The sequence below is a fragment of the Hyphomonas atlantica corrig. genome, assembly GCF_000682715.1.
Classification (GTDB): domain Bacteria; phylum Pseudomonadota; class Alphaproteobacteria; order Caulobacterales; family Hyphomonadaceae; genus Hyphomonas; species Hyphomonas atlantica.
The window spans coordinates 206057-229905 of sequence record NZ_AWFH01000023.1 but is presented as its reverse complement, the minus strand read 5'-3'; the positions used below and the strand labels follow the sequence as shown (position 1 = coordinate 229905).

At 57.6% G+C, this 23849-nt stretch carries 24 protein-coding genes and 1 pseudogene; 15 read left to right on the top strand and 10 right to left on the bottom strand.

Annotated elements, in window-relative coordinates:
- Positions 1-2: 2 nt before the first annotated feature.
- The 5 genes from HY36_RS18415 to HY36_RS11045 form a co-directional block, all read right to left on the bottom strand.
- A complete protein-coding gene (locus tag HY36_RS18415) occupies positions 3-1118 on the bottom strand; it encodes a DUF2231 domain-containing protein (protein WP_146739718.1) in 1116 nt (371 codons plus the stop codon).
- 40 nt (positions 1119-1158) lie between these two features.
- The gene (locus HY36_RS11060) at positions 1159-1365 is read right to left on the bottom strand and encodes an SHOCT domain-containing protein (protein ID WP_035552463.1); all 207 of its coding nucleotides are present in this window, start codon (positions 1363-1365) and stop codon (positions 1159-1161) included.
- Between the two features lie 27 nt (positions 1366-1392).
- Positions 1393-2196 carry a copper resistance protein B gene (locus HY36_RS11055; RefSeq protein WP_035552460.1) on the bottom strand — a complete coding sequence of 268 codons (804 nt, stop codon included), beginning with the start codon at positions 2194-2196 and terminating at the stop codon, positions 1393-1395.
- Positions 2196-4109, bottom strand: coding sequence for a copper resistance system multicopper oxidase (locus HY36_RS11050; protein WP_081806155.1), 1914 nt, complete (start codon positions 4107-4109; stop codon positions 2196-2198). The genes HY36_RS11055 and HY36_RS11050 overlap by 1 nt, the downstream gene beginning before the upstream one ends.
- A 66-nt stretch (positions 4110-4175) precedes the next feature.
- Positions 4176-4601, bottom strand: a complete 426-nt coding sequence (locus HY36_RS11045; protein ID WP_081806154.1) for a copper-binding protein — start codon at positions 4599-4601, stop codon at positions 4176-4178.
- Between the two features lie 248 nt (positions 4602-4849).
- Here HY36_RS11045 and HY36_RS11040 point away from each other — a divergent pair, with 248 nt between their 5' ends.
- The 4 genes from HY36_RS11040 to HY36_RS18410 all read left to right on the top strand — a co-directional run bounded on the left by HY36_RS11040 (position 4850) and on the right by HY36_RS18410 (position 8945).
- Entirely contained in the window at positions 4850-5746 is an 897-nt protein-coding gene (locus HY36_RS11040) for a toprim domain-containing protein (protein WP_035552455.1), read from the top strand.
- 118 nt (positions 5747-5864) lie between these two features.
- Positions 5865-7739 (top strand): ParB/RepB/Spo0J family partition protein, encoded by a 1875-nt coding sequence (locus HY36_RS11035; protein ID WP_035552452.1) that lies wholly within the window; start codon positions 5865-5867, stop codon positions 7737-7739.
- Positions 7740-7863: 124 nt separating this feature from the next.
- Positions 7864-8772, top strand: coding sequence for an ArdC family protein (locus tag HY36_RS11030; RefSeq protein WP_035552639.1), 909 nt, complete (start codon positions 7864-7866; stop codon positions 8770-8772).
- Entirely contained in the window at positions 8769-8945 is a 177-nt protein-coding gene (locus HY36_RS18410; protein ID WP_155841864.1) for a hypothetical protein, read from the top strand. The genes HY36_RS11030 and HY36_RS18410 overlap by 4 nt, the downstream gene beginning before the upstream one ends.
- A gap of 54 nt (positions 8946-8999) precedes the next feature.
- On the opposite strand, the gene HY36_RS11025 is transcribed toward HY36_RS18410, so the two are convergent.
- The 5 genes and pseudogenes from HY36_RS11025 to HY36_RS18885 form a co-directional block, all read right to left on the bottom strand.
- Positions 9000-9878: a hypothetical protein gene (locus HY36_RS11025; protein WP_155841862.1), complete on the bottom strand. Its 879-nt coding sequence runs from the start codon at positions 9876-9878 to the stop codon at positions 9000-9002.
- 192 nt (positions 9879-10070) lie between these two features.
- A complete protein-coding gene (locus tag HY36_RS18405; RefSeq protein ID WP_146739684.1) occupies positions 10071-10727 on the bottom strand; it encodes a hypothetical protein in 657 nt (218 codons plus the stop codon).
- A 73-nt stretch (positions 10728-10800) separates the two neighbouring features.
- A complete protein-coding gene (locus HY36_RS11010; protein ID WP_146739683.1) occupies positions 10801-11697 on the bottom strand; it encodes a hypothetical protein in 897 nt (298 codons plus the stop codon).
- The gene (locus tag HY36_RS11005) at positions 11698-12537 is read right to left on the bottom strand and encodes an SAVED domain-containing protein (RefSeq protein WP_035552439.1); all 840 of its coding nucleotides are present in this window, start codon (positions 12535-12537) and stop codon (positions 11698-11700) included.
- A 45-nt stretch (positions 12538-12582) separates the two neighbouring features.
- A pseudogene (locus HY36_RS18885) lies at positions 12583-12903 on the bottom strand (HNH endonuclease); the annotation flags it as partial.
- Positions 12904-13115: 212 nt separating this feature from the next.
- Here HY36_RS18885 and HY36_RS11000 point away from each other — a divergent pair.
- The 11 genes from HY36_RS11000 (at position 13116) to mobF (ending at position 23847) form a co-directional block, all read left to right on the top strand.
- Positions 13116-13307: a hypothetical protein gene (locus HY36_RS11000; RefSeq protein ID WP_035552438.1), complete on the top strand. Its 192-nt coding sequence runs from the start codon at positions 13116-13118 to the stop codon at positions 13305-13307.
- A gap of 97 nt (positions 13308-13404) precedes the next feature.
- On the top strand, positions 13405-13773 hold the full coding sequence (locus HY36_RS10995) for a single-stranded DNA-binding protein (RefSeq protein WP_051602719.1): 369 nt from the start codon (positions 13405-13407) through the stop codon (positions 13771-13773).
- 51 nt (positions 13774-13824) lie between these two features.
- A complete protein-coding gene (locus HY36_RS10990) occupies positions 13825-14283 on the top strand; it encodes a single-stranded DNA-binding protein (protein ID WP_051602718.1) in 459 nt (152 codons plus the stop codon).
- 95 nt (positions 14284-14378) lie between these two features.
- Positions 14379-14810: a putative toxin-antitoxin system toxin component, PIN family gene (locus HY36_RS10985; RefSeq protein ID WP_035552632.1), complete on the top strand. Its 432-nt coding sequence runs from the start codon at positions 14379-14381 to the stop codon at positions 14808-14810.
- Entirely contained in the window at positions 14807-15031 is a 225-nt protein-coding gene (locus tag HY36_RS10980) for a toxin-antitoxin system HicB family antitoxin (RefSeq protein ID WP_035552436.1), read from the top strand. Before HY36_RS10985 ends, HY36_RS10980 begins: the two co-directional genes overlap by 4 nt.
- A gap of 214 nt (positions 15032-15245) precedes the next feature.
- The gene (locus HY36_RS10975; RefSeq protein WP_035552434.1) at positions 15246-15683 is read left to right on the top strand and encodes a hypothetical protein; all 438 of its coding nucleotides are present in this window, start codon (positions 15246-15248) and stop codon (positions 15681-15683) included.
- A 768-nt stretch (positions 15684-16451) separates the two neighbouring features.
- Complete coding sequence (locus HY36_RS10970; RefSeq protein ID WP_035552431.1) at positions 16452-17339, top strand: DUF2493 domain-containing protein; 888 nt, start codon at positions 16452-16454, stop codon at positions 17337-17339.
- Positions 17340-17519: 180 nt separating this feature from the next.
- Positions 17520-17771 carry a hypothetical protein gene (locus HY36_RS18400; protein ID WP_146739682.1) on the top strand — a complete coding sequence of 84 codons (252 nt, stop codon included), beginning with the start codon at positions 17520-17522 and terminating at the stop codon, positions 17769-17771.
- On the top strand, positions 17771-18079 hold the full coding sequence (locus HY36_RS10965; protein WP_035552430.1) for a hypothetical protein: 309 nt from the start codon (positions 17771-17773) through the stop codon (positions 18077-18079). Before HY36_RS18400 ends, HY36_RS10965 begins: the two co-directional genes overlap by 1 nt.
- Before the next feature lie 4 nt (positions 18080-18083).
- Entirely contained in the window at positions 18084-20447 is a 2364-nt protein-coding gene (locus HY36_RS10960; RefSeq protein ID WP_081806153.1) for a type IV secretion system DNA-binding domain-containing protein, read from the top strand.
- Positions 20431-23847 carry a MobF family relaxase gene (gene mobF / locus HY36_RS10955; protein ID WP_035552425.1) on the top strand — a complete coding sequence of 1139 codons (3417 nt, stop codon included), beginning with the start codon at positions 20431-20433 and terminating at the stop codon, positions 23845-23847. Before HY36_RS10960 ends, mobF begins: the two co-directional genes overlap by 17 nt.
- The last annotated feature ends 2 nt before the right edge of the window (positions 23848-23849 follow it).

Genomic DNA, 23849 nt, shown 5'->3' with positions numbered 1-23849 from the left:
TATCAGTGCTCGTGATCTTCGGTGATCGGCGCGGATGACCAATGGACATGGTGAATCTTCCAGACCCCAGCGTCGCGTTTGAGAACCATGGTTTCCATAGCTTGGCGGTGCACGGGCTCGCCTCTATAGGCGCCGTTAATCTCCGATTGAGAGATCACCGTAGCGATATTGCCATTCTCGAGAATGTTTCGGTCTTTGAGATCGAATGAAACCGCCGCCGCATAGGCCATATCATTAGACATATGGTGGCCAGCATACTCTTCGAATGAACGCTCTGCGCCGCCGCCTTCTGCGATCACAGCGCCGGGCGCAAACAGCGCGCGCAGCGCCGCCTCATCCCCTGCTTTTAGCGCTTCGCCGAAAGCGTCAGCGACGCTCGCCGGCGAACCGGCTTGTGGCGCAGGTATCGCGGACGGGCTGTCTTCGTCGTGGTGCCCATCACTATTGTCATGGCTGGTTGGGGCGGTGTCGTGATGGCCGTCGGCATTGTCATGGACATCCGCGGTCGGTGCCGAGTCTGGCATGGGATCCATATCATGATCTGCCGCGGCGACGCCGCCGCCATGATCATGGTCGTGGCCATCTCCGGTTACCTGCGGCAGGCTTTTGACGCCAAGACCGTAGCCATAGACGATTTTACCGCCCCACCAGGCTGTGACGGTTAAGCCGAGCGCGGCCGCAGCCAAGCCTGTGACAAAAATGCCAGAGGCGGCTTTTGTTCTTCCCGTCCAGCGCCAGGCCGCAAATAGCAGGATGGCGAGGCCGGATGGTACAGCCCAGTTACGGTGCGTGGTCATCGCTGCATGCGACGGCGCATCATGAGCTACCGTGTAATAGGCCTGAAACCCTGCTGCTATGGTCAACACGATCGCGATCGCACCAAAGGCCAGCATCCAGTCCGCAGCCGGCCGCAGGGTCTCTCGCCATCGCTCGACAGGCGAGACGGCCGCCAACACATAAGAAGCAAAAGCCGTGAGGCTGAGCGCATAGGCAAAATGCACCAGAATTGGATGCAGGTTCGGTTCAATTAAATCGCCCAAGAGCGCCTCCCAGTTGGCCATTTGCGTGAGCGTCGCTGTCTTCAGCGACTGGCATTGTCTGGGTGATACGCCGGACACTTGCCCGACCCCTCAAGAATTGTGGGGTCTGCAAGCGGCGTTAGGTCAGGTCTTTCATACGACGATCAAATTCTTCCTTGTCTATTTCGCCGCGCGCATATCGTCGCCGGAGGATATCGACCGGGTCGTTGGACTTGGAGTCCGACCCGACCCGATTGATGGTCGCACGCACAGCGACATAGATCAGCAATGCCAGGACGCCCCAAAAAATCAGCGCGCCAAGATTGCCGAAAATCATATGCCCCATATCGGCCAATTTAGATCTCCATCATGTTTAGAACCAGGTTCGCACACCGACGAGCAATGCCGTTTGATCTTTTTCGCCTCCAGACGCCTCAATGAAGTCTGCGGTATCGCCAATAGCGCTTTGCCATTCGACGCCAATATATGGCGCGAATTCGCGAACAATTTCGTAGCGAAGGCGCAGGCCGGCATCGACGCTGGTCAAACCTGAACCGAGCTGCAGGTCAGGAATATCCTGAGCGGAGAGGCTCGCTTCTAAGCGGGGTTGAAGGATCAGACGTTGGGTGAGCAGCAATTCATATTCGGCCTCGAGCCGTGCCGTGACGTCGCCTTCGGTGCTTACAAAGGCAGCAGCGTCAACTTCAAACCAATAGGGTGCCAATCCTTGCACGCCGAGCACGGCATGGGTGCGGCCCTTGGGTTCCAGATCATATCGCAAACCTGCCTGCACATCGAAATAGGGCGCGATTGCGCGCGACCAGAGGGCTTGGATCTCCGCGTCTTCAAGGTCTTCATCCTCAAAACTGTATTCAGCTTCAGCCTTGACCCAGAGTTTGTTGATATCGCCGCCATACCACCCCTGGGCGTCAAACACCAATGCCTCTTCATCATCAAAAATCTGAGTTTCAAAGCGGTCAGCCATGACAAACCAATTGGTTTGGCCGCCGGCTTCGTGTTGCACATCAGCGCGGGCTTTGCTCATCGCTTCGCGGCCATAATATTCGTCGGCTTGTGACCAGGGCGGTGAGGTTCCATCGTCTTCTTCAGCAAATGCCGGCGTGATTGCGAGCGTTGCCGCCATGGCGAGGAGGAGTGTCTTTGAAAGCTTTCGCATCAGCTTTTCTCCCCATGGGTCATGCCATCATGTTCGCCATGACCATGCCCCATCATGTCGTCGCCGATCTGAGGTTCGGGCGGCGGGGCCTTTCCCATATCGCCGTGATCCATGCCGTCATGATCCATCTGCCGGTGCATTGGGGCGTCATCAGCACCGATGACCGAGACGACCTGCATCATGCCAGCATGCATGTGATAAAGGAGGTGGCAGTGAAACGCCCAATCGCCAACATGATTGGCTGTGATATCAATCGAGAGCTTCTCGCCAGGTTTGACGATGACAGTGTGTTTACGGGGTTTGTGGTGACCGCCGCCATTCACAAGGTCAAAGAACATGCCGTGCAAATGGATCGGATGTGGCATCATCGTATCATTGATCATGGTTAGACGAACGCGTTCGCCTTCATAGAATTTGATTGGTTCGGTAACTTCGGAAAACTTCACGCCATCGAATGACCACATGTAGCGTTCCATGTTGGAGGTGAGGTGAAGTTCGATCTCGCGCTCCGGCAGGCGCAGATCCGGATTGGCGTCCTTGCTGCGCAGCTGACTGTAGCTCAGGGTTCGGTGTGGCTGATCGTCTAGGCCGATGCCGGGCTCATCGAGCCGGCTCATTGGCATCATCGCAACATTGGCGACACCCGGGCCACGCGTGATTTCGGGTGCAGGCCCGCCATCCATACTATGCGCGCCATGATCCATGGTGGACGTTTGCGCGTTGGTGCCATGGCCCATCGCGCTGTGATCCATACCGGTCATATCTTCAGACGCGCTCATATTCATGTCGCCATGACCGGCCATTCCCATGTCAGCCATGGTCAGAGTTGGTACGGGGCGCAGCGCTGGCGCGCTTGCCTGCATTCCAGCGCGCGGCGCGAGGGTCGCTACGGCTTGACCAGAGCGGTCGATCGATTCCGCGACCATCGCAAAAGTATCGCTGGTCTCGGGCGCGACAATCACATCATAGGTTTCGGCAACCCCGATCTGGAACTCGTCAGTCTCGACGGGTTGCAGGTTGAGGCCGTCCGCCGCCACGACCTTCATCGGCAAGCCAGGAATGCGGAAGTTGAAAAGCGTCATGGCCGATGCATTGATGATGCGTAGGCGGATTTTTTCGCCCGGTTGGAATATGGCGTTCCAATTGTCGGCCGTCGCATGGCCATTTATCAAATAAGTATAGGTTGCGCCCGTGACATCGGAGAGATCGCGCGGCGACATACGCATAGCCCCCCACATCATACGCTGATCTAGCGCTGCGCCGAGCCCCTTATCGGAGGCATCTGCCAAAAAGTCCGGTAGGGTGCGCTGATTGTAATTATAGGAATCACTCATCTTCTTGAGTTTGGAGAAGATGCGGTGCGGGCTCTCAAAGCTCCAATCAGAGAGGACCAGAACGTATTCGCGGTCATACGCAAATGGATCGGGTGATTTCGGATCAATGATCAGCGGACCATAATGGCCAAGCTGTTCCTGCAGGCCGGAATGGGAGTGGTACCAATAGGTGCCGCTATGGTTCAGGTTCCAGCGATAGGTAAAGGTCTCGCCAGGCTTGATTCCAGGAAACGCCACGCCTGGCACGCCGTCCATATAGAACGGGACCAGCAAGCCATGCCAGTGGATTGATGTGTCTTCTTCGAGATTGTTGGTGACATTGATCGTGATATCGTCGCCTTCGCGAAAGCGAACCAGTGGACCGGGCAGGGTGCCATTGATCCCAGTTGCCAGTCCGGCGCGGCCGTCTAGCCGGACGGGAAATTGATCGATTGTCAGGTCAAATTGCGTCCCGGTCAGGGTCGGAAGGCCAAGATTACCTTGTTCAGCTGAACGCGCCCACGCTGGCAGCAGAGCGGCGGTTCCAAGAGCGGTGCCGGCGCCAAGCGTGGTTTTGATGAGCGATCGTCGAGATAGCATAAATAAACTCCAAGTGGGGTGAAGTTTCTGATACGCGACCGGGCGTTTTAGCCCTCAGACCAGATCTTATTCTGTTTCTGTGTCGTCTTCTGGGAACGCCTCGGGCCACAACGCGCCTATTAGTTCCTGAGCGCTCGTCCGCCGCATGGCGATAATGACAGGCGTTTGCTCGGCCGCGAAATTGAAAATGAATTCAACGGCGTCGCCCGCCCGATAATCCGCTAACTCAATCTCGTTCGAGACGTAGAATTCCATTTGCATGATCGGCCAGTCTGCTTCTGGTACCGGGCTATGTGTAATTTCCAGAATGCGCGTCTCGAGATCGCGCTGCAGCACAGAGCCAAAAGCGCGCGCAACATGAGGCGTGTCGCTCACCACCTCGCTGGCGGCAGGTGCCTTCTCTTCAACTGGGTTAGGGCTGTTGGTACAAGCGGCGGCCCCGAAAAGGAGTAAAGCTGGAAAGCTGAGTGCGAACATGTGTTTTAGTTTCATGGCGAGATCCCCTTATCACAGACTTGCGGCGAGAATAGCAGCCGCAGCCATAGTACGCGCGGACATCATGTCCCCCTTAAGAATTTCAACTCTTAAGGGGTGAGCCTATCGGCACGCTTGCTCTAGCAAATGCGGGCCCGCCCCGTCCGGTTTTCAGAGCTATCAAAAGGTCGATTGCACGTTCAGGCAATCGAACAGGAAAGGGCGACGCCCGCCGGGCGAGCCGGCAGCGTACAGGAGCCCCGTCCATGAGCCTCATACAAATCATAGTGTCCCGGTATGGAGGCCGGTTGGCCTGCGACCGTCAGAGCGGCGCGATACCCGCGCCAGGTCATTCTAAACGTGATCGATCCGTTTCACTTCGTCTGAATGCAGATGGAAAACTCTTGATCCACTGCTTTTCCGATACCGATTGGCGAGATGTAAAGGCCGCCTTTTTAAGAGACGGTATTGCCGGCGAAGGCGATTTCGTCGGAAACAGCGACCGTCGCTCGTTTGGCGTAAAGCGCCATGATCCGCAAACAGCCCACAAAAACGTCCGCCCCGAAAGTACCAACCATGCCCGGCGGGCCTGGGTGTCGCGCCGGCCTGCACGGGGTGCGCTTGCAGAGCGCTATTTGAAACAACGTGGACTGGACAGTCTCAGTTCTAACCCAAGCCTTGGGTTCCTGCCGAGGTGGCCCATGTCGATGAAACCGGGCTCTGCCATGCATCCTTGTCTTATCGCTCGGATCTCGAATGCACGTGGCGGGTTTGAAGGCGTTCAAGCGACGTTCTTCTTTGAGGGTAGAACGCTCACGAAGCGACGGCTTGTCTTCGGTCGGCAGAAAGGTTTCGCAATCCATCTGGCAAAGCCGACCAATCAACTTCTGGTCGGAGAGGGCTTGGAGAGCACGGCCTCAGCAGCGCGAAGGTTCCAGATGCCCGCCTGGGCGCTCCTGAACACCGGAAATCTCGCTGTGTTCCAGGCGCCGCCCGGCATAGACCGGCTCGTAATTGCCCATGATCATGACGCTCCGGGGCTTAAAGCCGCGCAAGCCTGCGCCGCTCTCAATCGTGGACGAGGCGTTCGCTGCGAGCTGCGCGCGCCGACAAGACCAGGCGCCGATTGGAACGATGATGACCGCCTGCCGGATGCGCCATAGCCGCATGGATTGTCGGAAAAGCGATCTCAAAGACATCGCGCTAACAGGAAAGGGCTCCGCCTTTTGGGGGCTTGGCCGGTGCGGCCAGGCGATACTTTAAAACCAGAAGGAGGCCCCCATGGCCGATACTCAAACCCTCGCAGCGCCCGAGCATAAGGCGCTATCCCTTCCGCTCAGCCAGCTTTCAATTGGCAAAGATAATCCTCGTGCAGACGTGGCTGAAGATGAAGACGTTGCAGCGCTCGCCACATCGATCGCTGCGATCGGGCTGGTCCAACCCCTGATCGTGATCAAACGCGGCGGCGGCTTCGAGGTCATTGATGGCCGCCGGCGTTTTCTCGCTCTCAAGCGGCTGGAAAACGATGGTCGCCTGTCCAGTGATCAATCGATCGCCGTCATGCATGTCACCCAGAAACATATGGCGGCGGGTCTGGTGGCAAACATCCAACGGCGGGCCATGACGCCCGTGGAGATCTTCAAAGCCGTCTCCGCGCTCTCCAAATCCATCAAGAGCCCGGACCGAATCGCTGGCGTTTTAGGCGTCGAAGCCCGAACCGTCCGCCAATACCAGGCGCTTGGCGCCTTGCCGGCCGACTTCCTCACCGCTTTGGAAAACCGAGAGGTCAGTTTCGATATGGCGAAGACCCTGTGTCAGATTACGGATTTGGACCGGCGCGCTGGGTTTATCGAGCAGGCTTTGGCGGGCGAACTTCAAAACTGGCAGCTTCGCAATCTTCTCAAAGCTGAAAAGCGTCGCTCTGATGAGCATCTCCCCCAATTCATAACCGAGACCGCCTACACCAAGGCTGGCGGGAAGATCGAGGGCGATCTTTTCGATGACTATACGTTCTGGATAACCGGCGAAGCCGTGAAAACAGCGTTCGCCGACGCGGTTGAGCCGCTTTTCAAAGCCATTGCGGGCAGGGGCCTCGCCGATGTTGAAGTTGTGGTGGAGACCGACGATCCCGCAGACTGCGTCGATCTCGAAGATCTCGTTGAACTGGGCGATGAGCCAGGTGAAGTCGATTTCGATACGACATGGGAAACGCTCGAAAGCGCGGTTTATGAAGCATGGCGAGACCATGTCGACACCGGTACTTTGGAAAGCCGGTCCGCTGTCATCGCGGCGCTCGAAGCGCTTCATACGTTTCTGCTGAGCGCCATTTCAGGCGACATTCGCGCCCGCATGACCGCGCGCATCGCGTTTGGGTCCATGCCGGTGGTGACCTATAAGCTGCCTGACGTGGAGACTGAAACCGCCGGCACCGGATCCGGTACTGATTTGGATGCTGCTGAGGATGTTGATGCCAAAAAGGCCGACGAAGCAGTTCGTATGCAAGACGACATCGGCAAGCGTCACCTCAATCCGTCCGGCGCGCTTAAACAGCGCCTCAGCGAAATCCGCACGCGGGTCTTCGCCAAGGATCTTGCAGCTCGTCCCGATGTCGCAATCGCGCTTCTCATTGCCCAGCTTTCGGGCCGTCTGCGTGACACCTGTCAGGGCGCAAGTCCGCTTAAGATCTCACCAACGGTGTTTAGCACCGGGATCGGGAATGACGTGGTCAAAGAGGATACGAGCTGGGCAGCTACCACAGAAGAAGTAGATCGATTGGTGACGCCTCCAGACGGCAAAGATCTGATCGAACATCTCCTTGGGCTCAAGGATACCGACAGACTGGCCTGCCTCGCCGTCCTGGTCGCCCAATGCGTCGACCTGACCGAGCCGCGGCAGGCTTATGTCGGGAGCCCTGATCTCGGCTTTGCCGGCGCCGTCGCGGCCAAGATTGGCGCGGAGGCGTCCAAGCACTGGACGCCCGACACTGTGACCCTGACCGGGTTCACTAAGGGTGCTCTAGTCGATATCGCGGCCGATCTCGGCAGCGTGCTTGATGAGAGCCAGAAGAAGATGAGCCTCGTCAGCCAAGTCGAAGACATGACGGCAGAGCAGGCCTGGGTACACCCCATTGTGCGCCTCGGCGACGCCGGCACCTGAGCCCAGACGGGCGTCTCCTCCTGACTGGCGGCCGCCGGGGCAAATGTCCTAGCGGCCGCGCATTTTTTAAGGGCGCTCGATCGCTCTCCTCAACCCTGAAACTATTTAAAACATGGAGGCCAAAATGGCCGGTGAGAAACCGATCGACCGGATTGTCGATCAAATCGTGGCGGCGTTGGAAACAGGCGTTCGTCCATGGCGAAAACCCTGGGACGCAAGAAGCTGCGGAGAGGTGCATTTGCCGCTTCGCGCCGATGGACAGCCCTTTGGCGGTATGAATGCCATCACGCTCTTAATGGCGGGCGCGGCTGGAGGATATGCCTCGCCCTTTTGGCTGACTTACGCCCAAGCCAAGCGCGCGGGCGGTCAAGTGCGCAAAGGCGAGCGATCTATGCCAGCCATACTTTACAAGACGCGCATCGTTGAAGACAGCGACGACGATGAGGACGCGCGGGTTCTGAGATATCTTAAATGCTATCCGGTGTTCTGCGCCGACCAATGCGACGGGCTTCCTGACGCCTTTTATCCGGTCAGAAAAGACCAGGTCGACAACGCGCCAGTTGATAAGGTGCTCGACGCGTTTCCGGTTGAGCTTCGCCATGGCGGCGACCGGGCCTTCTATCAGCCGAGCAGTGACTTCATCCAGCTGCCCATGCCAGAGGCGTTTGAGAGCCCCGAGACGTATCTGACGACCAAAGCGCATGAGCAAATTCATGCGACAGGCCATGAAAAACGCCTGGATCGGAATTTCGAATCTAAACGCTGGGGCGATGAAGGGTATGCCATTGAAGAGCTCGTTGCTGAGCTTGGATCAGTGTTGCTCTGCGCGCGCTTTGCGCTGAAGCCTGAACACCTGCATTCTCACGCTGCCTATATTGGCCATTGGGCCGAAACGATTCGGTCCCATCCGAACGCGCTTTTGAGCGCTGCGTCGCATGCCGACAAAGCGGTCACTTACATTCTGGCCTTCTCAGTGGGCAAAGGCTTGATCTCGCCGAAAATTGCGACTCAGGGGAAAGAGGTGGCAGCATGAGCGTCTCTGATCCTTTCCGATTAACGTCTGAAGACGTCCGCCGCGCTGGGCTTGAGCCGGGCGATGTCGGGGCGTGGTGCGTGCTCGTGGCGGGCTGCTATCATCTGTTTGCGAGCCAGGCGGCAGCTGAGTGGGCGCATGCCAAAATGCTGGAAGGAGAGTTGGTGCGGTAAGGCATAGCAAGCCGATGCGCTTACCTTGGCCTATTTTTGCAAAGACAGAAGTCTTCAACGTCTGTCCATGCTTTCAAACCAAGTCACAACCGGGGGCGGCATGTTAAGCCGCCCTGCGGCGGCGACCAATCGTTTAGATTCGAGTGCAAATTTCGGGGCGGTTATGCCCCGTTCGCTCATTTCCATCATCACATGGGTGAACAAAATGATCGCTTGGTCTCTTACCGCGATTGAGGGTTTGACAGGCGCATGCTTGTGCATGGTGAGCATCGACGTCGCCATTGCTTCATCGAAGCGGTCTCTCAGGTCTTCATCACTTATATGCGCCATGTATGGGCGGCGGCGATATTGAAGTCGCCACAAATCTTGGCGCGCCATCTTTTCGGGAACGTGATCCAGGGTGGTGAAGGCTACGTCTTTAGGATTGCCTTTGTAGGTTGGCGTATGTGTCCAGTTCGCCCAGCGCTCGAACAAATGATCGACAATCGTTCTTTTCCAAATGTCTGTTTCGAGTCCAGAACCCTCAACCGCGATGAGCGGAAAGACGACTTGGCCATTCTTGACCGTCGCATGTCGTTCACTTGTGAAAATTACCGTATCAATATTGGGGTATAGCGGGCGTCCATCCTTTGTCCGCTTCAATGCGCGCTGTACGATGTGCGCAATGAGCGCGGGTTCATACAGTTCATGATCTTCGTTGATGAGCAGCATCAGTCGGACAAGGTTCTTGCGCGGGAAATTGTTCTGATGCGCCCCCAATTGTTTGTTGGCCTTTTTTAGATGGTTCACGATCGCTCGGCCGATCCGGTTTACGAATTTTGCGTTCACCGCTTCTGGGTCATCCATATGACGGGTCATGGCTTGAACCGGTGCGCTTCCAAGGAATTCCGGCCAATCGGGACGCTGACGAAGTTCATCCGTCAGGTTGTCCATGCGCTCGGTCCCGTCTTCTTCAAGGGATTTGATCTCCAGTGCGATCAAGCCAGACAGACAGGCAAAGTCCGCGCGCAGAACCTCGGAGGATTGAATGGCGTCCAAGTCGACGCCGCCCATGGCCTCGCGCAGGAATAATATCCAACGCGGCGTAAGCGGCTCAATTTTTCCTCTTCGTTCAACCCTCATATTCTACGCAGCCTCTCTGACGTCGCGCTTCTGGTCATCAACCCGCCGACGAGTGCGTTTTTGCCTTCGGTGCTCAAGCTCTTTTAATATTTCACGTTTCATACGTTTCGCCAGCCAAACAGGGGTGTTTTGCTGCTTGTCGAAAACAAGCTGTCTACAGCACTGCCGAACGATTTTTCCAGATCCACAAGGGCATTTCCAATGACCTTTTGAGCGATTGCTGGCCAGGATACGGAGCCAATAATGAATCTCGTTGATCTTGGCAGGAACACCCAGGATATCTGAATATGCATCAATCAGACCCGCGCCATAATGCTGGCGCTCTCCAGTCGGTGGAAACCGTTTGTGCGTTTCGTAATAGAGCTGCCCGAGGAAAAAGTTTCGCACGGGAATTCTAAGAAAGGTGAGGAAACGATCATCAGGCCGGTGGGCAAGCCACTCTTCGGGAACATACAGACACGCAGAACGATCGGAGTTTATGTGTCGATCTGGCGAAGTTGGAATGCGCTCACCCAAAACTTCTACGATCGGCAACCCGTGTGGATAGTTGCCGGGAAAGTGGATGCGAACCGGGAAACTATCGACGGTCTGTCCCTCGCTTTTTACACCGAACATGCCCTTTAGTATTAATTTGCCATCGACCTCTGTCAGCCTCAGCAAGGGCTGAGCGCTTAAAGCGGTGGTAATGTCGTCGAGGGCGCTCGGGCGTATCTTCCACCATCGCCGGGGGCGATTATCTCGCCCAAGGTTTTGTCGGCGCATCAACGGTCTCTGCCGCTCGGGTTATGATAGCCGCACTTGCGGGACCGAGATTTTCGGCTTCGCCAAAAGCAAGCCCCCATCCGCCCGAGTCGGCCTGGTTCAACATGGTGGTCGCGACATTTCTGAGCTCTGACCACACTTGTGTGTCCAACAATCCTGACAGATCATTTCCAGCAGGGTTGGCGGGATCTTCAATCGTGATTGGGGTCGACCGGTCAGCGATGATCTGGAGCACATGGGTAAACTGTTGATCTAGAGATTCTGCGGTTTTGCCTTTCAAGAGTTCGATAAGGACGAGATCGAGCGCAAACTGTTTGATATCGAGATCGTAGCGCACACGCGCGAGCTTGCCGAGTTTCAACGTACCGATAACGCCGCTAGTCTTGATATGATCGACATGGGTTTGGAGATTGGTTTTCAGACGCGATTTCTGGCCGCTATTCTGATGCAGATAGGCGTCGCCTCGACTCTCATCCACATATCGCCCAGGAACCACATCGATGTGCAAACGGTCGCCCCGCGCGCCATCGGCTTTGGCATAGAGACGTAGCGCACTTGTCTTGGGATGAACGAAATAGTCCGGCGACAACGCCGTAGCGACATTGTTGTAAATGTCGGAAAGATTCTCGCCTAAGCGGGTTTCGTCATGATAAGCATACACGATGATGTCGAGATCATAGCTCTCTTTGATCATCGTGCCTTTCTTCTTAGATCCACCATATTGGATCGAAATACTGGCTCCGTGGAATGCCGCGCGAATAGCCGCTTCGACACCCGCTCGGTGATTCTGAAGCTCAGCCATTTCGCGGCTGTCTGGCGAAATATGCTGCGCCTCCAATAAGGCTTGTAGGTCTGACGTCCTGCTCATTTAGTCTATCTCCATCTGGAATGTGAATCCGCCTTTGGCGGTGTCATTGTCATAAAGGCGAAGTGGCGCGCGGGCTTTCGGCAGACGATCTTTGCCGATCGATACAGCAATGGGCGCTGGGACCGCCGGGAAAATGGAGATGGGTTGGTCATCGCCATGCCGGGCGGCGATCTTGGACTGCGTCTCGTGCCAAAAGGTTCGAAACGCGATGAGGTCCCGCGCGCAGTTGAGGAAGGTGGGCGTGGGATCCACATCCTTCAGGGATATCTCATAGATTGTGTGAGTTTCAGAGATTTCGGCCGGTAGCGTCCCCATATCGATCTTGCCACTCAGGGAGAGCAGAATGGCCACAGGCGCATCTTCGCCTCGATCTTCCAGATATTCCAGACAGTAGCCAATCGGATCGAATGCAGTGTCTGGCTTCCAGCGCCAATCCTCAGTGTCGCGGTGGCGCTGATATAAGTCTACCGCTACTTTATCTCCGAGCTGCGCTCCCAGAAAGGTGAGCAAGGGAATTGGGCCGATCGCGAAGAGTGAGACATGTCCCGCCGCTTCTACAGGACCGGCGGTGCCGTAAGCGGAAGAGACCGCCCGATCGATGCGTCGGCAGGCGATAGATAGCAAATCTTCTTGCTCATCCAATCCGGTCAATGCCCCAAGATCGATTGAGGTCTGCAAGCCATCAAACGCATGACGCGGAAGAATAGCCGAAAACATATCCTGCCGGGGAATTGCGATCCGGAATCCACGAATCGGCGCAGCGAACGAAATGATGTGGGAAGCAAGATCTGGTGATGCATCAAGCGCGGCGTCGACACGGCGTTCGTGTTCGTCTTTCATCGCTCTCAGATCGTGCCGAGAAAACCATTCAGGGTGATCATCGATCTCCTTGTGACAGGCCTTGCACAAGGCCATGAGGTTATCGACTTCATTTATATCAGGAGGTCTTGGACCGTCATTTCCTCTGGGACCGCCTTCAGAGAAGGCGACAATGTGCGCACGGTCAGCAAAGTTGCCAGGTTGTTTGGAGAGGTGATGTTCAAATAGACGTGCATTGCAGCCCCGGCGCTGGCAACGACCGCCGGCGCGAACGAAGAGAATGGTGCTGGTGCGGTGTGAAATGGCACGAGTTGGCGTTACGCAAGGTGGCTCAATATCTGTTGCAGCAGATTCTGGAGAACCAGAGACTGAACTCGAAATCGCCATCAGCAGTTTCCCTTACGTATGCCGCAATATGATGTGGTTTCACATACCTTCTCATACAAGACCTGGTGGTGAAAAATGTTCACTCTTTGTGCTTTTGCGTGGTAGAAGCAAGTAAGACCGAGCGATTTTGTTGGCGAAAGAAAAGAGATGGCAACGGATAATAAGGGCTCAGAAACGGTCCAGAGCCGGCAGAGAAAAACACGCAGTCGCTGATGAAAATCGCCTCTCTGAGTGATGGGGATGCCCGCCGGAGCGTGGGGGAGGGGAAAGACCCGAGCTTCACGCTGACGCGTGAGCGCTCCTGCGACCCGATGGTCGCCGCGTTCCATCTGACAGGTCACCTGGTATTCGCAATCATCGCCGTCAGGCCCGCCTTCAAGCGTTCGGAGCCGCCGCCGGTTTAAATGATGGCGGCACCATCCAACAGGAAAGGGCTTCGCCTTTTGGAAGTGGATCGGCGGGGAACAGTCCCTTCCGGCCACAACACTAGGAGAAGACACCATGTCTCAAGAATTCATCCTCTCAGGGCGCTTGGCGCGGGACCCGGATATCCGGTCCACCCTCGCAGGAACCCCTGTCGCCAATTTGCGGGTGCTGCAAACGCGGGGCTATCGCAAAGGCGAGGATTGGGTGGAGGAGGTCGAAGGCTTCGATCTCGTCACTTTCAATGAAAAGCTGATCACGCGGGTGATCCAGCCCTTTTGCTCTAAGGGCAAGCGGCTGCGCATCCGTGGCCGGCTGCAGACCCGTAGCTGGGAAGATCAGAACAAGGTCACCCGTTACAGCACTGAAGTCGTTATTGACGATCTGAGACTGCTGGAGCGGCCCGCGCCAATGACGCGCAGCTCAACCGACCAGGATGCGGCGTGAGATCGCTGCATCCCGCTTTTCAACCCAATTCAACTCAAGAGGAGATCACCCATGTCTGGTGATATTAATGTCTTCGTCGTCGACGGCTATGTCGGCGCAGATCCGCAAATCAGTATCGCTCCGGAACAGAAAGCCACACGCGCCCGGTTCCGGATCGCCACAACCCGCAAATTCCAGAAGGAAAGCGGGGAGATCGTAGAATATACCGAATGGTTCTCTGTGATCTGTTGGGGCGAGGCCTATGTCGAAAAACTCGTTCAGCCTTATGTGAAGAAGGGGTCTTTCCTTCAAATCATGGGGCGGGTGCAAAACACCCGCTGGACCGATCAGGACGGCATTGAACGGTTCGGCGTCGAAATCGTCGCCGATCGGATCGACCTGCTCGACAAGGTGGGCGCGGGTTCATCCTACGGATCCGAAGATCTGCCCGGCGATGATTCCACGTCCGGTACCGAAACCAACGAGGCCGCAAGTTCGACGTCGGACTATTACGACGAAATTCCGTTCTAGTCCCTAACACCCTAAGGCAGCCGCCCGCTTTCGCGGGCGGCTGCTCGCATGGAACTTTTGTTTGATGATTGCCGTCGTATATGCCGTCGATTTTTATGGATCGCGTTGTCATTGATGCGAATATCTTCGTGCCTGCGCGGATGAATGCTCGCGGCGCGCCGCGAGCGGTATTACGCCTTGCATTGGAGCGTCAGATTGTTCCTGTGTTTGGCAATGCGCTTTTGCGGGAATATGAAGACGTCCTCTCGCGAGACCGACTTTTTGCGTCAGCCCCGGCCACGCGAGGCGATATCGACACGCTTCTTGATGCCTTGCTCAGCGTTTCTGAATGGCGGAGCATATACTATTTGTGGCGCCCAAACCTGCCTGATGAAGGAGACAATCATTTGATCGAACTTGCCGTCGCTGCAAACGCCGAAGCCATCATAACGGCGAACACAAAGGATTTCGCCCGCGCAGACCTCGTCTTTGAAGGCCTAAATGTCGTCACCGCGGGCGGCTATCTGGAGACTAGGAGCCAATCATGAGCACAATTACATTACGTCTGCCTGACACCCAACATGAGCGTCTGAAAGACCTCGCCGCCGCCAAAGGCGTCAGTCTAAATAAATTGCTTGAAGAACTCACCGCTCGGGTGATCGCTGAAGCCGATACCGAAGTGCGCTTCAGAGCCCGCGCAGCGCGCGGAAATGCGGCTGAGCGCTTGCGCATTTTAGCGCGCTTGGACGAGCATTACAAAACTGATTAGCCGCTCAGATACCGAGGTGTCACCGGTGCTTTTGGTCTGCTCTTTGCGTGGAGTGGATATGAGTTTTTCATGGCTGAATGGGCGTCTTCATCTTTTGCGATCTCTATCATCTAGGCATTGAGCCTTTTTGCGATACTGAACCGGAGTTAAGTCGACGCGGCGGGCATGTCAGGTCTACGAATGGGCGCATGTAGACACGGAGGCGGGGCAAGTGATGGGCATTGAACAGATGGGCCCTTTGGAGGAGAAAGCCGCCCGTCTGATCAAAACAGGCGATTGGGCGGATATCTATCCAGGCCTTACGCTCCTGGACATCAAGGATGCCGCCATCTTGCTCTGCCTGCCGCAGACGGTGATCTTGCAATGGATCGGGGAAGGCAAATTGCTCGCCTTGCGCAATTCAGCCCATCAGTTTCGTATTCCCGTCGATACGCTTATGGACCGGCGCGCCGCCATCCCCGGCATGGCCCATGTGATCAATGAGATTTGCAAGGGTTATCACAATCTCGCCTGGCTGTTCCTGATCCAGCCGGTTCCGGATGAAGACGGCCTCAGGCATGTGATCGATCTCTTGAAAGAGGGCGACATGGACCGCCTCGATCAGGCTGCGCTGATCTGGCATGAGCGCCTTGAGACTGGCCCACTCAGTTAAACACGAACCGCGCGTATAACCAAACGGTAGCCCGCCCGGCTCGTGCACATGGTCTGACGGGTTCGCCCGCTTTTTGAGCTGAGGGTAGGTTGGTCTTAGCGGGGTGCCAAATTGGTGATGAGCGCTGCGGTTCATTCATAGCGTGGTTGCCTCGTGCATCTCCATCATGGGCTGGACGCCTCCCTGCGCTTCGCTGCGGGCCGTGCTCTAGGCGCTGACGCGCCCCAAGCCCCGCCTGCGCGGGTCTTGTCCCTGCGGGTAACGATCATGCCCTCGGCTTTGCCTCGGCTGGCGCGGGCGCGTGGCGCAGACCGGCAAAGCCTGTGAAGGCTACGCACAAGGATTGTGAGTGACACTGACAAGCCGCAGACGCGGCTTTTTTCAACTGAATCCGACGGGCTGCTTCCGCGCTGTTAACCGGGCTGGGCCATGCGGCCCAAGTCCCGGGCGCGGGCCCATCGGATGGTCTCTCTCTCAACTGTGGTGGTAGTCTACCAAGGTGCAGCAGCGCCGCCTCAAGGACTGCGGGGCCCCACCATTTTTGCGATCCTCCGGTCAGCCTGATCAGCGCGGACTTAGGATACGCGCCTGCAGGAGATAACAGGGCCTGGCGGCGCGATCGGCGGAGGCTCCCAAAAATCGTTTCCCCCACAGCGAAGCGCGCCTTTGGCGCGTCCTTGACCCGGCTGTCTGCGCACTTGGGTGAGGGGTGTCCTCTGTTTTCGAAATCCGAAGACGGGGTGTTTTCCAACTAAAAGGAGATGTCCAATGGAAACGCAAAATGATGTCCTGGTCGGCGTGCTGGCAGCGATGCAAAACCCGCCAGGCATAGAAGACTTCGCCGGGGCGATCCCGCCCGATGAGGCGCTGATCCAAATTGTCAGCGCCGCCTATGGCGAACTTGCAGATGCGCTCGAAGACGGCCCGCTGGCCGGGTCGCTGGAGCGGATTTTGAAAGGCTGGACAGACGTGCTTCACCGCACGATTGAAGGTCTGGAAAAGCAGGCCGATCGGGCCGAGCTTGACATGAAAGAGGCGGCCGCGGCGCAGGACTATTCAGAAGTCATGAGCGTCGAACTGGAACGCAAAACAGACCGACTTCGCGCGCTGCAAAACGCGGTGGAGGCGGTGTCGGTGATGCGCGATGCGGGGGCCTCAACCTACGAGGCGAGATGCGCCACATTATGGCGTCCCATGCACGGGTCCAGGCCGTCCTCAAAGATCATCACATCGGCCATGATTGACGCCCGGGATCTCTCCCGGTCTCGGAAGATCTTGGCCGCCGAAGGCCGGGTCATTGAGGGCGCGAAAATCGCCCTGTTCGGGGACCGAAATGACAGTGACTATACCAAGGTTGCTACCGTGCTCGACAAGGTCAAAAACAAGCATGGGCGTATGGCGCTTTTGCTGACCGGTCAGAAGACCGGCGCGGATGCCTGCGCCATGTCCTGGGCTAAGGCAAACGGCGTGGATGTGGTGATCTATAAACTCGAAGGTCATGCCTCTGACCGCTACTTCCGGCGCAATGAGCGCATGCTGTCTGAAGCCCCCAAAGGGGTCTTGGTCTTCAGTGAAAAATCGGCCTTCACACGGCATGCCGTAGAGACCGCACGCAAGATGGGATTGCCCGTCAAACGATGCGGATTGGCGAGCTGAAATCACCCTCGCAGACTAGGCGCGGCGTGGCCCGATCAGGGCTGCGCCGCGCTTTTCTTTTTCGGTCGCTCGCCGGGTGCGCCCTGACTATAGAGTTGACAAATCCGGCCCCGTCGGCATCTTAAGGGGGCTGACGTCGCGGGCTTTCCATCCGGTTCTCACCTTTGAGGAGAACCGTAGATGACCCAGACAATTACCTTTCCAATATCTTTGAAACGCTTTGAAAAGCCCTCGACTCAGGGGTTTGTTTTGAAGCTTACAGATAGATGCCGCCGCCGCGGTGTCTGGAGCAATGCACAAGACACAGTGCCCTTTCGGGCCTGTTTTTGTTGTGAAATCAAAACATTAGACGTTTCGGGCAGTGTCGACGGTCTGTCGACGACTTTGCACAGCAATAAAAAACTTAATAAAAACAGTGGGCGGTCTATGTGATGGCGGTCCAGGAAATCCCGGCGGGGAACGCCAATCGCATCATGTTTCGCGCCTCGGCGAAGACCTATTCGGTGCTGGCGCGCTATGCCGCCCAGCAAGGTCTGTCACCGTCTGTGGTGGCTCGCCGGATCCTCGACGAGGCGATCCATAAGGGTTCGGTCGAGGAGACTTTAGATCTCGTCGTCGATCGGCTGCTCATCTTGGATGAACTCGTTCGTATGATGCTCTCCGACGTCGAAGCGGAGCGGATCGGCGAGGCCGAGCACTTTGCCAGGTTGCGCGCGATTGAGCACAAGGCGAGGCGTTGATCCGATGAGTAACCGTCACTCCCCGAGACATGACACGACCAACAATTGGATGCGCACGCCGATGGACCGGTTTGTGCGCGGCGGCCAGACCATCAATCTACAAGTCCGCGAGACCATCCATCTGGTCAAGATCATGCTCTTGGTCTCGCTTGGGCTTGGCTTTGTGGTGTTCACCGCCTGGGTGCTCTGGACGACAGATGGCGTCGACCGGAATAGCTTTCTGAGCTTCACCCATATCAAAATCCTGGAAGCCATGAATGCCAATCCGGACCAGATTTTCTCCTGTCCCAAACCCGATGGCAGCCGCACCAATATCGAACTGAAATGGTGCCTCGCCGACCCGTCTGTCAGCGCCGGCTGGCGACGGGTGGCGAGCGCCGCCACGGACGCGTTCTGGGTGTCGCTCGGCCTTGCCGTGACGGCGATGATTTTCCTTTTCATCTGGTTCAAAAAGTTTGGCCAAGATTTGATCAAGGAACGTCGCACACGCGGCGCGGAAGTGGTCAGCGCCAAGGACTTGGATCACCTGGTCTCGCGATCGAATGCCAAACTCGCCACCAAGCCGTTTTTTGCGGGCAACAAACCCTATCGTCTCGCCGGGGTAGCAATGCCGCTCGGGGCACATCACCGCCATGTCATGGTCGCTGGCACGACGGGCACCGGAAAGAGCCAATTCCTTTTCGACTTAATGGCGCAGATCCGGGCGAATGGTGACCGCGCCATCATCTTTGACAAGACCGGCGCCTTCATTGAACGCTTCTACAATGAGCGCTCTGACGACCGGATTCTAAACCCGCTGGATGCCCGCTGCGCGCCCTGGTCCATGATTGCCGAAGCAGAGGTTGATACCGATTTCGACACGATGGCCCATGCCATTATTCCCGACGACAAATCGCAAGACCGGTTCTGGCCAGAAAGCGCCCGCTCAGTCCTCGCCACCGCGCTCGCTAAGTTCAAGGCGAAAGGCGTGACGGAGACGCGCACCGTGATCGACTTTTTGCTCAAGGCCAATCAACGCCAGCTCAACGCCTTCTTCGCCGGCACACTCGCGGCGCGCTCGATCTCAGGCGATCTTGGCAAGACCAGCGGCAACATTATGGCCGTACTCGCGCCCAGCATCCGGCCCCTGACGCTTTTGCCGGTGGCCAACAAAAACCCCTTCTCAATCCGCGAATGGATTGTCGATGATCATGCCGAGAATTGTCTCTTCCTCTCGGCCCGGTCCGATCAGATGAAAGCCATGCGCGGTCTGATCACGCTCTGGTTTGATACCGCGATCAAATCACTGCTCAGCCAGGAACGAAAACCCGGCCGGACGATCTGGTTCATTTTGGACGAGTTCGCCGCGTTGCACGCGATCCCTTCGCTGGTCGAGGGCCTTCAGGAAGCGCGTCAATATGGCGGCGCCTTCGTGCTTGGTGTGCAGGACCCGGCTCTGGTGCGGGATCGTTATGGCGCCGACCTCACTCAAGCGATTACCGGGCTCTGCCGAACCAAAGTGATCTATGGCACCGGCAATTATCACAATGCCCGCGACTGTGCAGATTGGATTGGTCAGGCCGAAACCCTGCGCGCCGAACAATCGATGACCTATGGCCCCAATGATGTCCGTGACGCCATCGGCGTGCATTCTCGGACCGAGCTCACCCATATCGTGCTGCCAGAACAGATCTTTAAGCTCCCCGACCTGCACGGCTTCCTGTCCTATCCGGAAGCCTTTCCAGTGGCCTCGATCACGATCGCGCCCTTTCAGGGCGACCCCTGCGCACCGGGCTTCCTCTTGCGCAAAACCCCGCCGTCGCCGGTCACGCCGCCAGGTGGTGTGGATGTGGCATCGGATGGCACTTTGGTGCTCCCTTCGCTGCCAGAAGACCCGGGTCCGGAGCATGGCAGCGAGGTCGCTCCGGCTCCGTTAGATGAGGGACCATCCGGGCCGCAACCCTCAGAGTCGGACGCCCAGGCACCACTCGATCCTGCTGCCGCCGCATTGCTTTCCCATGACGCCGCCCATCAACGCCGTCTACATCGCCTGAGACGGGCGGAAAGCGTATCAACCCCCCAAACGGCCATGTCTCAACAGGGCGCGCGCGGGACCCCTGAGGACGCCTCTGAGGAGCAACACGAGGGCGACGAAGCTGCGAGCGGCGGCATGGCGCAAGAAGCTGGTGAAACGCTGACCCTGTCGGATGATCCGCAAATCCTTCAATCCATTCTGGAAGAGGATGAAGCGGCTGAAGAGAAGCGACGCCAAGCCCATGAAGCAAGGTTGGAGCGTGAACGCGAGCTGATGGCGGCGCGTCATATGCGAGACAGTGTGCGGCGCGATCAGATCGACATCGCGCTTGAGCCTGATGAGCCGGATCTCTGAGAAGGCTATCGGCATGTTCAATATCGTTCAGGTCAAAGGAGATGATGCCGGGGGCTATTATGGCACCCAGGCCAATTACTATCTCGGCGGCGAAGCGCCTTCAAATTGGGTCGGGCAAGGCGCGGCGGCGATCGGTTTGAAAGGGCCGGTCGATCCGGCAGCGTTCACACAGTTGATGAATGGCGAGGTGCCAAAGCCGGGCAGCGATCCTGTCCGTGTGCTATCCGGCGTGCGCAAAGGCTGGGACATGACCATTTCAGCGCCAAAATGGGCGTCAGTTCTGATCACGCTCGGTGAGGACAAACGTCTTGCCGCCCATTGGCAGACCGCCGCAAAGCGCGCCTTTGATTATGTCGAACGGTTCGCCACCTATCGAGAGACCGTGAAAGGCGTCACGCGCGATGTGGTCGGCGCGAGACTAATTGGAGGAGCGTTCCTGCATGATGCCAATCGCAACAATGAGCCGTCCATCCATGTCCATATGGTGGCGTCCGCCATCGGGGTGACCAAGCGGGGCAAGCTGCGCGCGGTCGATCTCCAGCACGCCTACAAGCACGCCAAACTGATTGGCCAATATGTGCATGCCAATTTTGCGCATACGGCGCGGCGCGACGGGTATCAGGTTGGACTTGATGATAAAGGCATGGCCGTGTTGGAGAACGCGCCCGAGGGCCTAGGCGCGGTCAGCGAGGCCCTGTCGACCCGCCGCGACGAAGTTCGCTCGGAAATCGATCGGCTCGGCGTTGCGACGCGCCAGGGGGAGGTCGCCGTGGTGCGGGCGACACGCGAGGCCAAATCGCCCGATACAGCTGATCTTCTCACCCATGCCAAAGCCGTTGCCGAGGCCAAAGGATTTGGGCCGGATCAAATCCGCGCCCTGGTACCAGATACACATCTCTCTTTGAAAGACGCCATGGCCGCCCGCGTCGATGGCGCCTTGCCGGGTTTTGTCGCCAAGACGCTCGCGGAGCAGTCGGGCAAAACGCCCGGAGAGCCGTCATCAACGCCACCGGGCGACGCGCCGGGCTTTGCGAAGCGCTTGGTGCGGCTCGCAGGCGCCGCGATCACCGAGATCTGGGCGCAGCTGAGCGATCAGTCGCGCAGCACCGACAAATACGCCCGGTCCTTCTATCCGGCGCCTCAGCTCTCAGATAGCGGACCGCGCCCCGATGTTTTTCGGCCCCCCGAAGACTATCCTGCCACACGCCTCGCGGCGCGCCATGAACTCGCTTATCAAATCCGTAGGGTTTCTGAACGCCAGGCCGCTTTCACTTTGCACGATGTGGTCTTGCCGACTTTGATCTCGGGTCTGAATGAAGACTTGCCCGGCGTGACTGAGACGCAAGTTCTAGGTGCGGCGCGAGACTTTGTTTCCGAAGGCCTGCTTGTCGTCGGGCGGGATCGTAAATCACTCTACACCGCAACCGGTCTCGAGCTGGAACGCGAGCAAAGGATTCACGAACATACTGAAAGGGGCAAAGGCCAATCGGTTCCGGTGCTTGCGCCAGACCCCGCTCAACGGGCCATCCATGCCTATGAGGCGGATGCCCACAAGCTGACAGATGGGCAGCGCCAGCTGGTCACCGCGATCTTGTCCTCCAAAGATCGGTTCGTCTCGGTCCAAGGCGTTGCTGGCACGGGCAAGACAACCGCGCTGCGGGCGGCGCAAAGCATCCTGAAAAGTAATACAAAGGCGACTGGCCATGTGCGCCTCTACGGCGTCGCCAATACCAAATCCGCCCGTGACGAAGTCCGCGCGCAGGGGATTGAAGCGCGCACCACAGCCTCCTTCCTGTCGCGCTTCACCCGCTACTTTCATACCGGCGTGCTTCCGACAGGCGAAGACAAGGCCGATTGGGAAAACACGGTCTTGCTGTTTGATGAAGCGTCCTTTGCCGGGAACGCCGACATGGAAGCCGCCATGGTGATCGCTGATAAGTTAGGCGTGCGCGGCTTTGTGGCCCAAGGCGACCGCGATCAATTACCCGCCATTCCCGCAGGCAATGTGCCCGATCTTATTTCTAAGCTGAGCCATGGCTTTACCGTCACCCTGTCCGACATTGTTCGCCAGACAAATCCAGATCTTCGCGAGGCGATTGAACAGTTGGTTGGGGCGAAGCCCGTTTCGGGCGCGCCGAATACCTATAAGCCAATCGGCGGACCGCGTGATGTGACGACACGGCTTTCCAAAGCGGTCGCAGCTTGGACAAAAGCCGATGCGATTACAGATCTCGGACTTGAGCGGGCAAGGGATAAAGACAGCCGCGCGGAGCAGCTTCAAGCCATCGCGGCCAGCGTTGCCGGGAAATGGCAGGCGCTGTCGCCACAAGAGCGCGCCGAAACCCTCGTCGTGTTTCCAACCCATGAATTGCGGGCGCTCTTTCATGATGAAGTTCGCCAAACGCTCAGGCAAGAAGGCGAAATCATTGGCGAAGACAAAGACCTGCAGGTCTTAAGGCCCAAACCCATGGGGCAGGCTGAAAAAGACCGCGCCGGAAACTATTCCAGCGGGGATGTGCTTGTCTTTTCCCAAATGGTGAGACGTATCGGGGCGCGGCCTGGCGCCCGCTTCAGCGTGGACCAGGTCGACCGGGACGCGAACCAGCTGGCTTTGCGCGATACGAAGGGCGAGTCTCACACGCTGTCCCTGTCGGATGGCCGTTCAAAGCTGCCTCGATTTGAAGTCTTTCGTGAAACCAGCGCCGCGTTCGCAATCGGTGACCGTATCCGAATTCTTCCCGGCGATCCCCGCAATCTCGCTGACGGGCTGACCGATTTGACGATCACTGGCGAAGACGGGCGCGGCCTGGAAGTCACCGGGCGGGTGTCCGAGCCGGGCGAGGACACCGCTGGAGAGACCCGGACGCTGCGTCTGCAAGCCGGGTCCACCACCGCCATGATGATCGATCATGATTATTCGCGCACCGTCTATGCCGCTCAGGGCCTCAGCGCGCTCCGCGTTTTGGCGGGCTTTCATAGCCAGTCCATCATGACCTCTTTCGCCAATCTCTACGTCATTGGATCGCGCGCCAAAGAAGCGCTCAGTATCATCACGGACAGCCTTGAGCGCGCGATGGACGCCGTGGCGCACAATCCCGGCATCCAGATGAGCGCCCATACGGCTATGGATCATCTCGAAGTCGAACACTTTATCGACCGGGCCCGGACCGAAATGGACGCGGCGCGCCAACACGCCAACCCCGATTTCGACGAATCACCGGCAGAGCCGGACATGGGCGCTCGTGTCCGCGAAGATAGAGCGGAGGGCACACCCGGCGGCGGCGCGTCTGAGACGCCCATGTCGGAGGAGCGGCCCGCCGATCTCGACCGCGATCACGAACTCGAACTTGAAGACGAAGTCACCCTGGACCCGCAGCCTGATCGGGAGGTGGGAGATTGAAA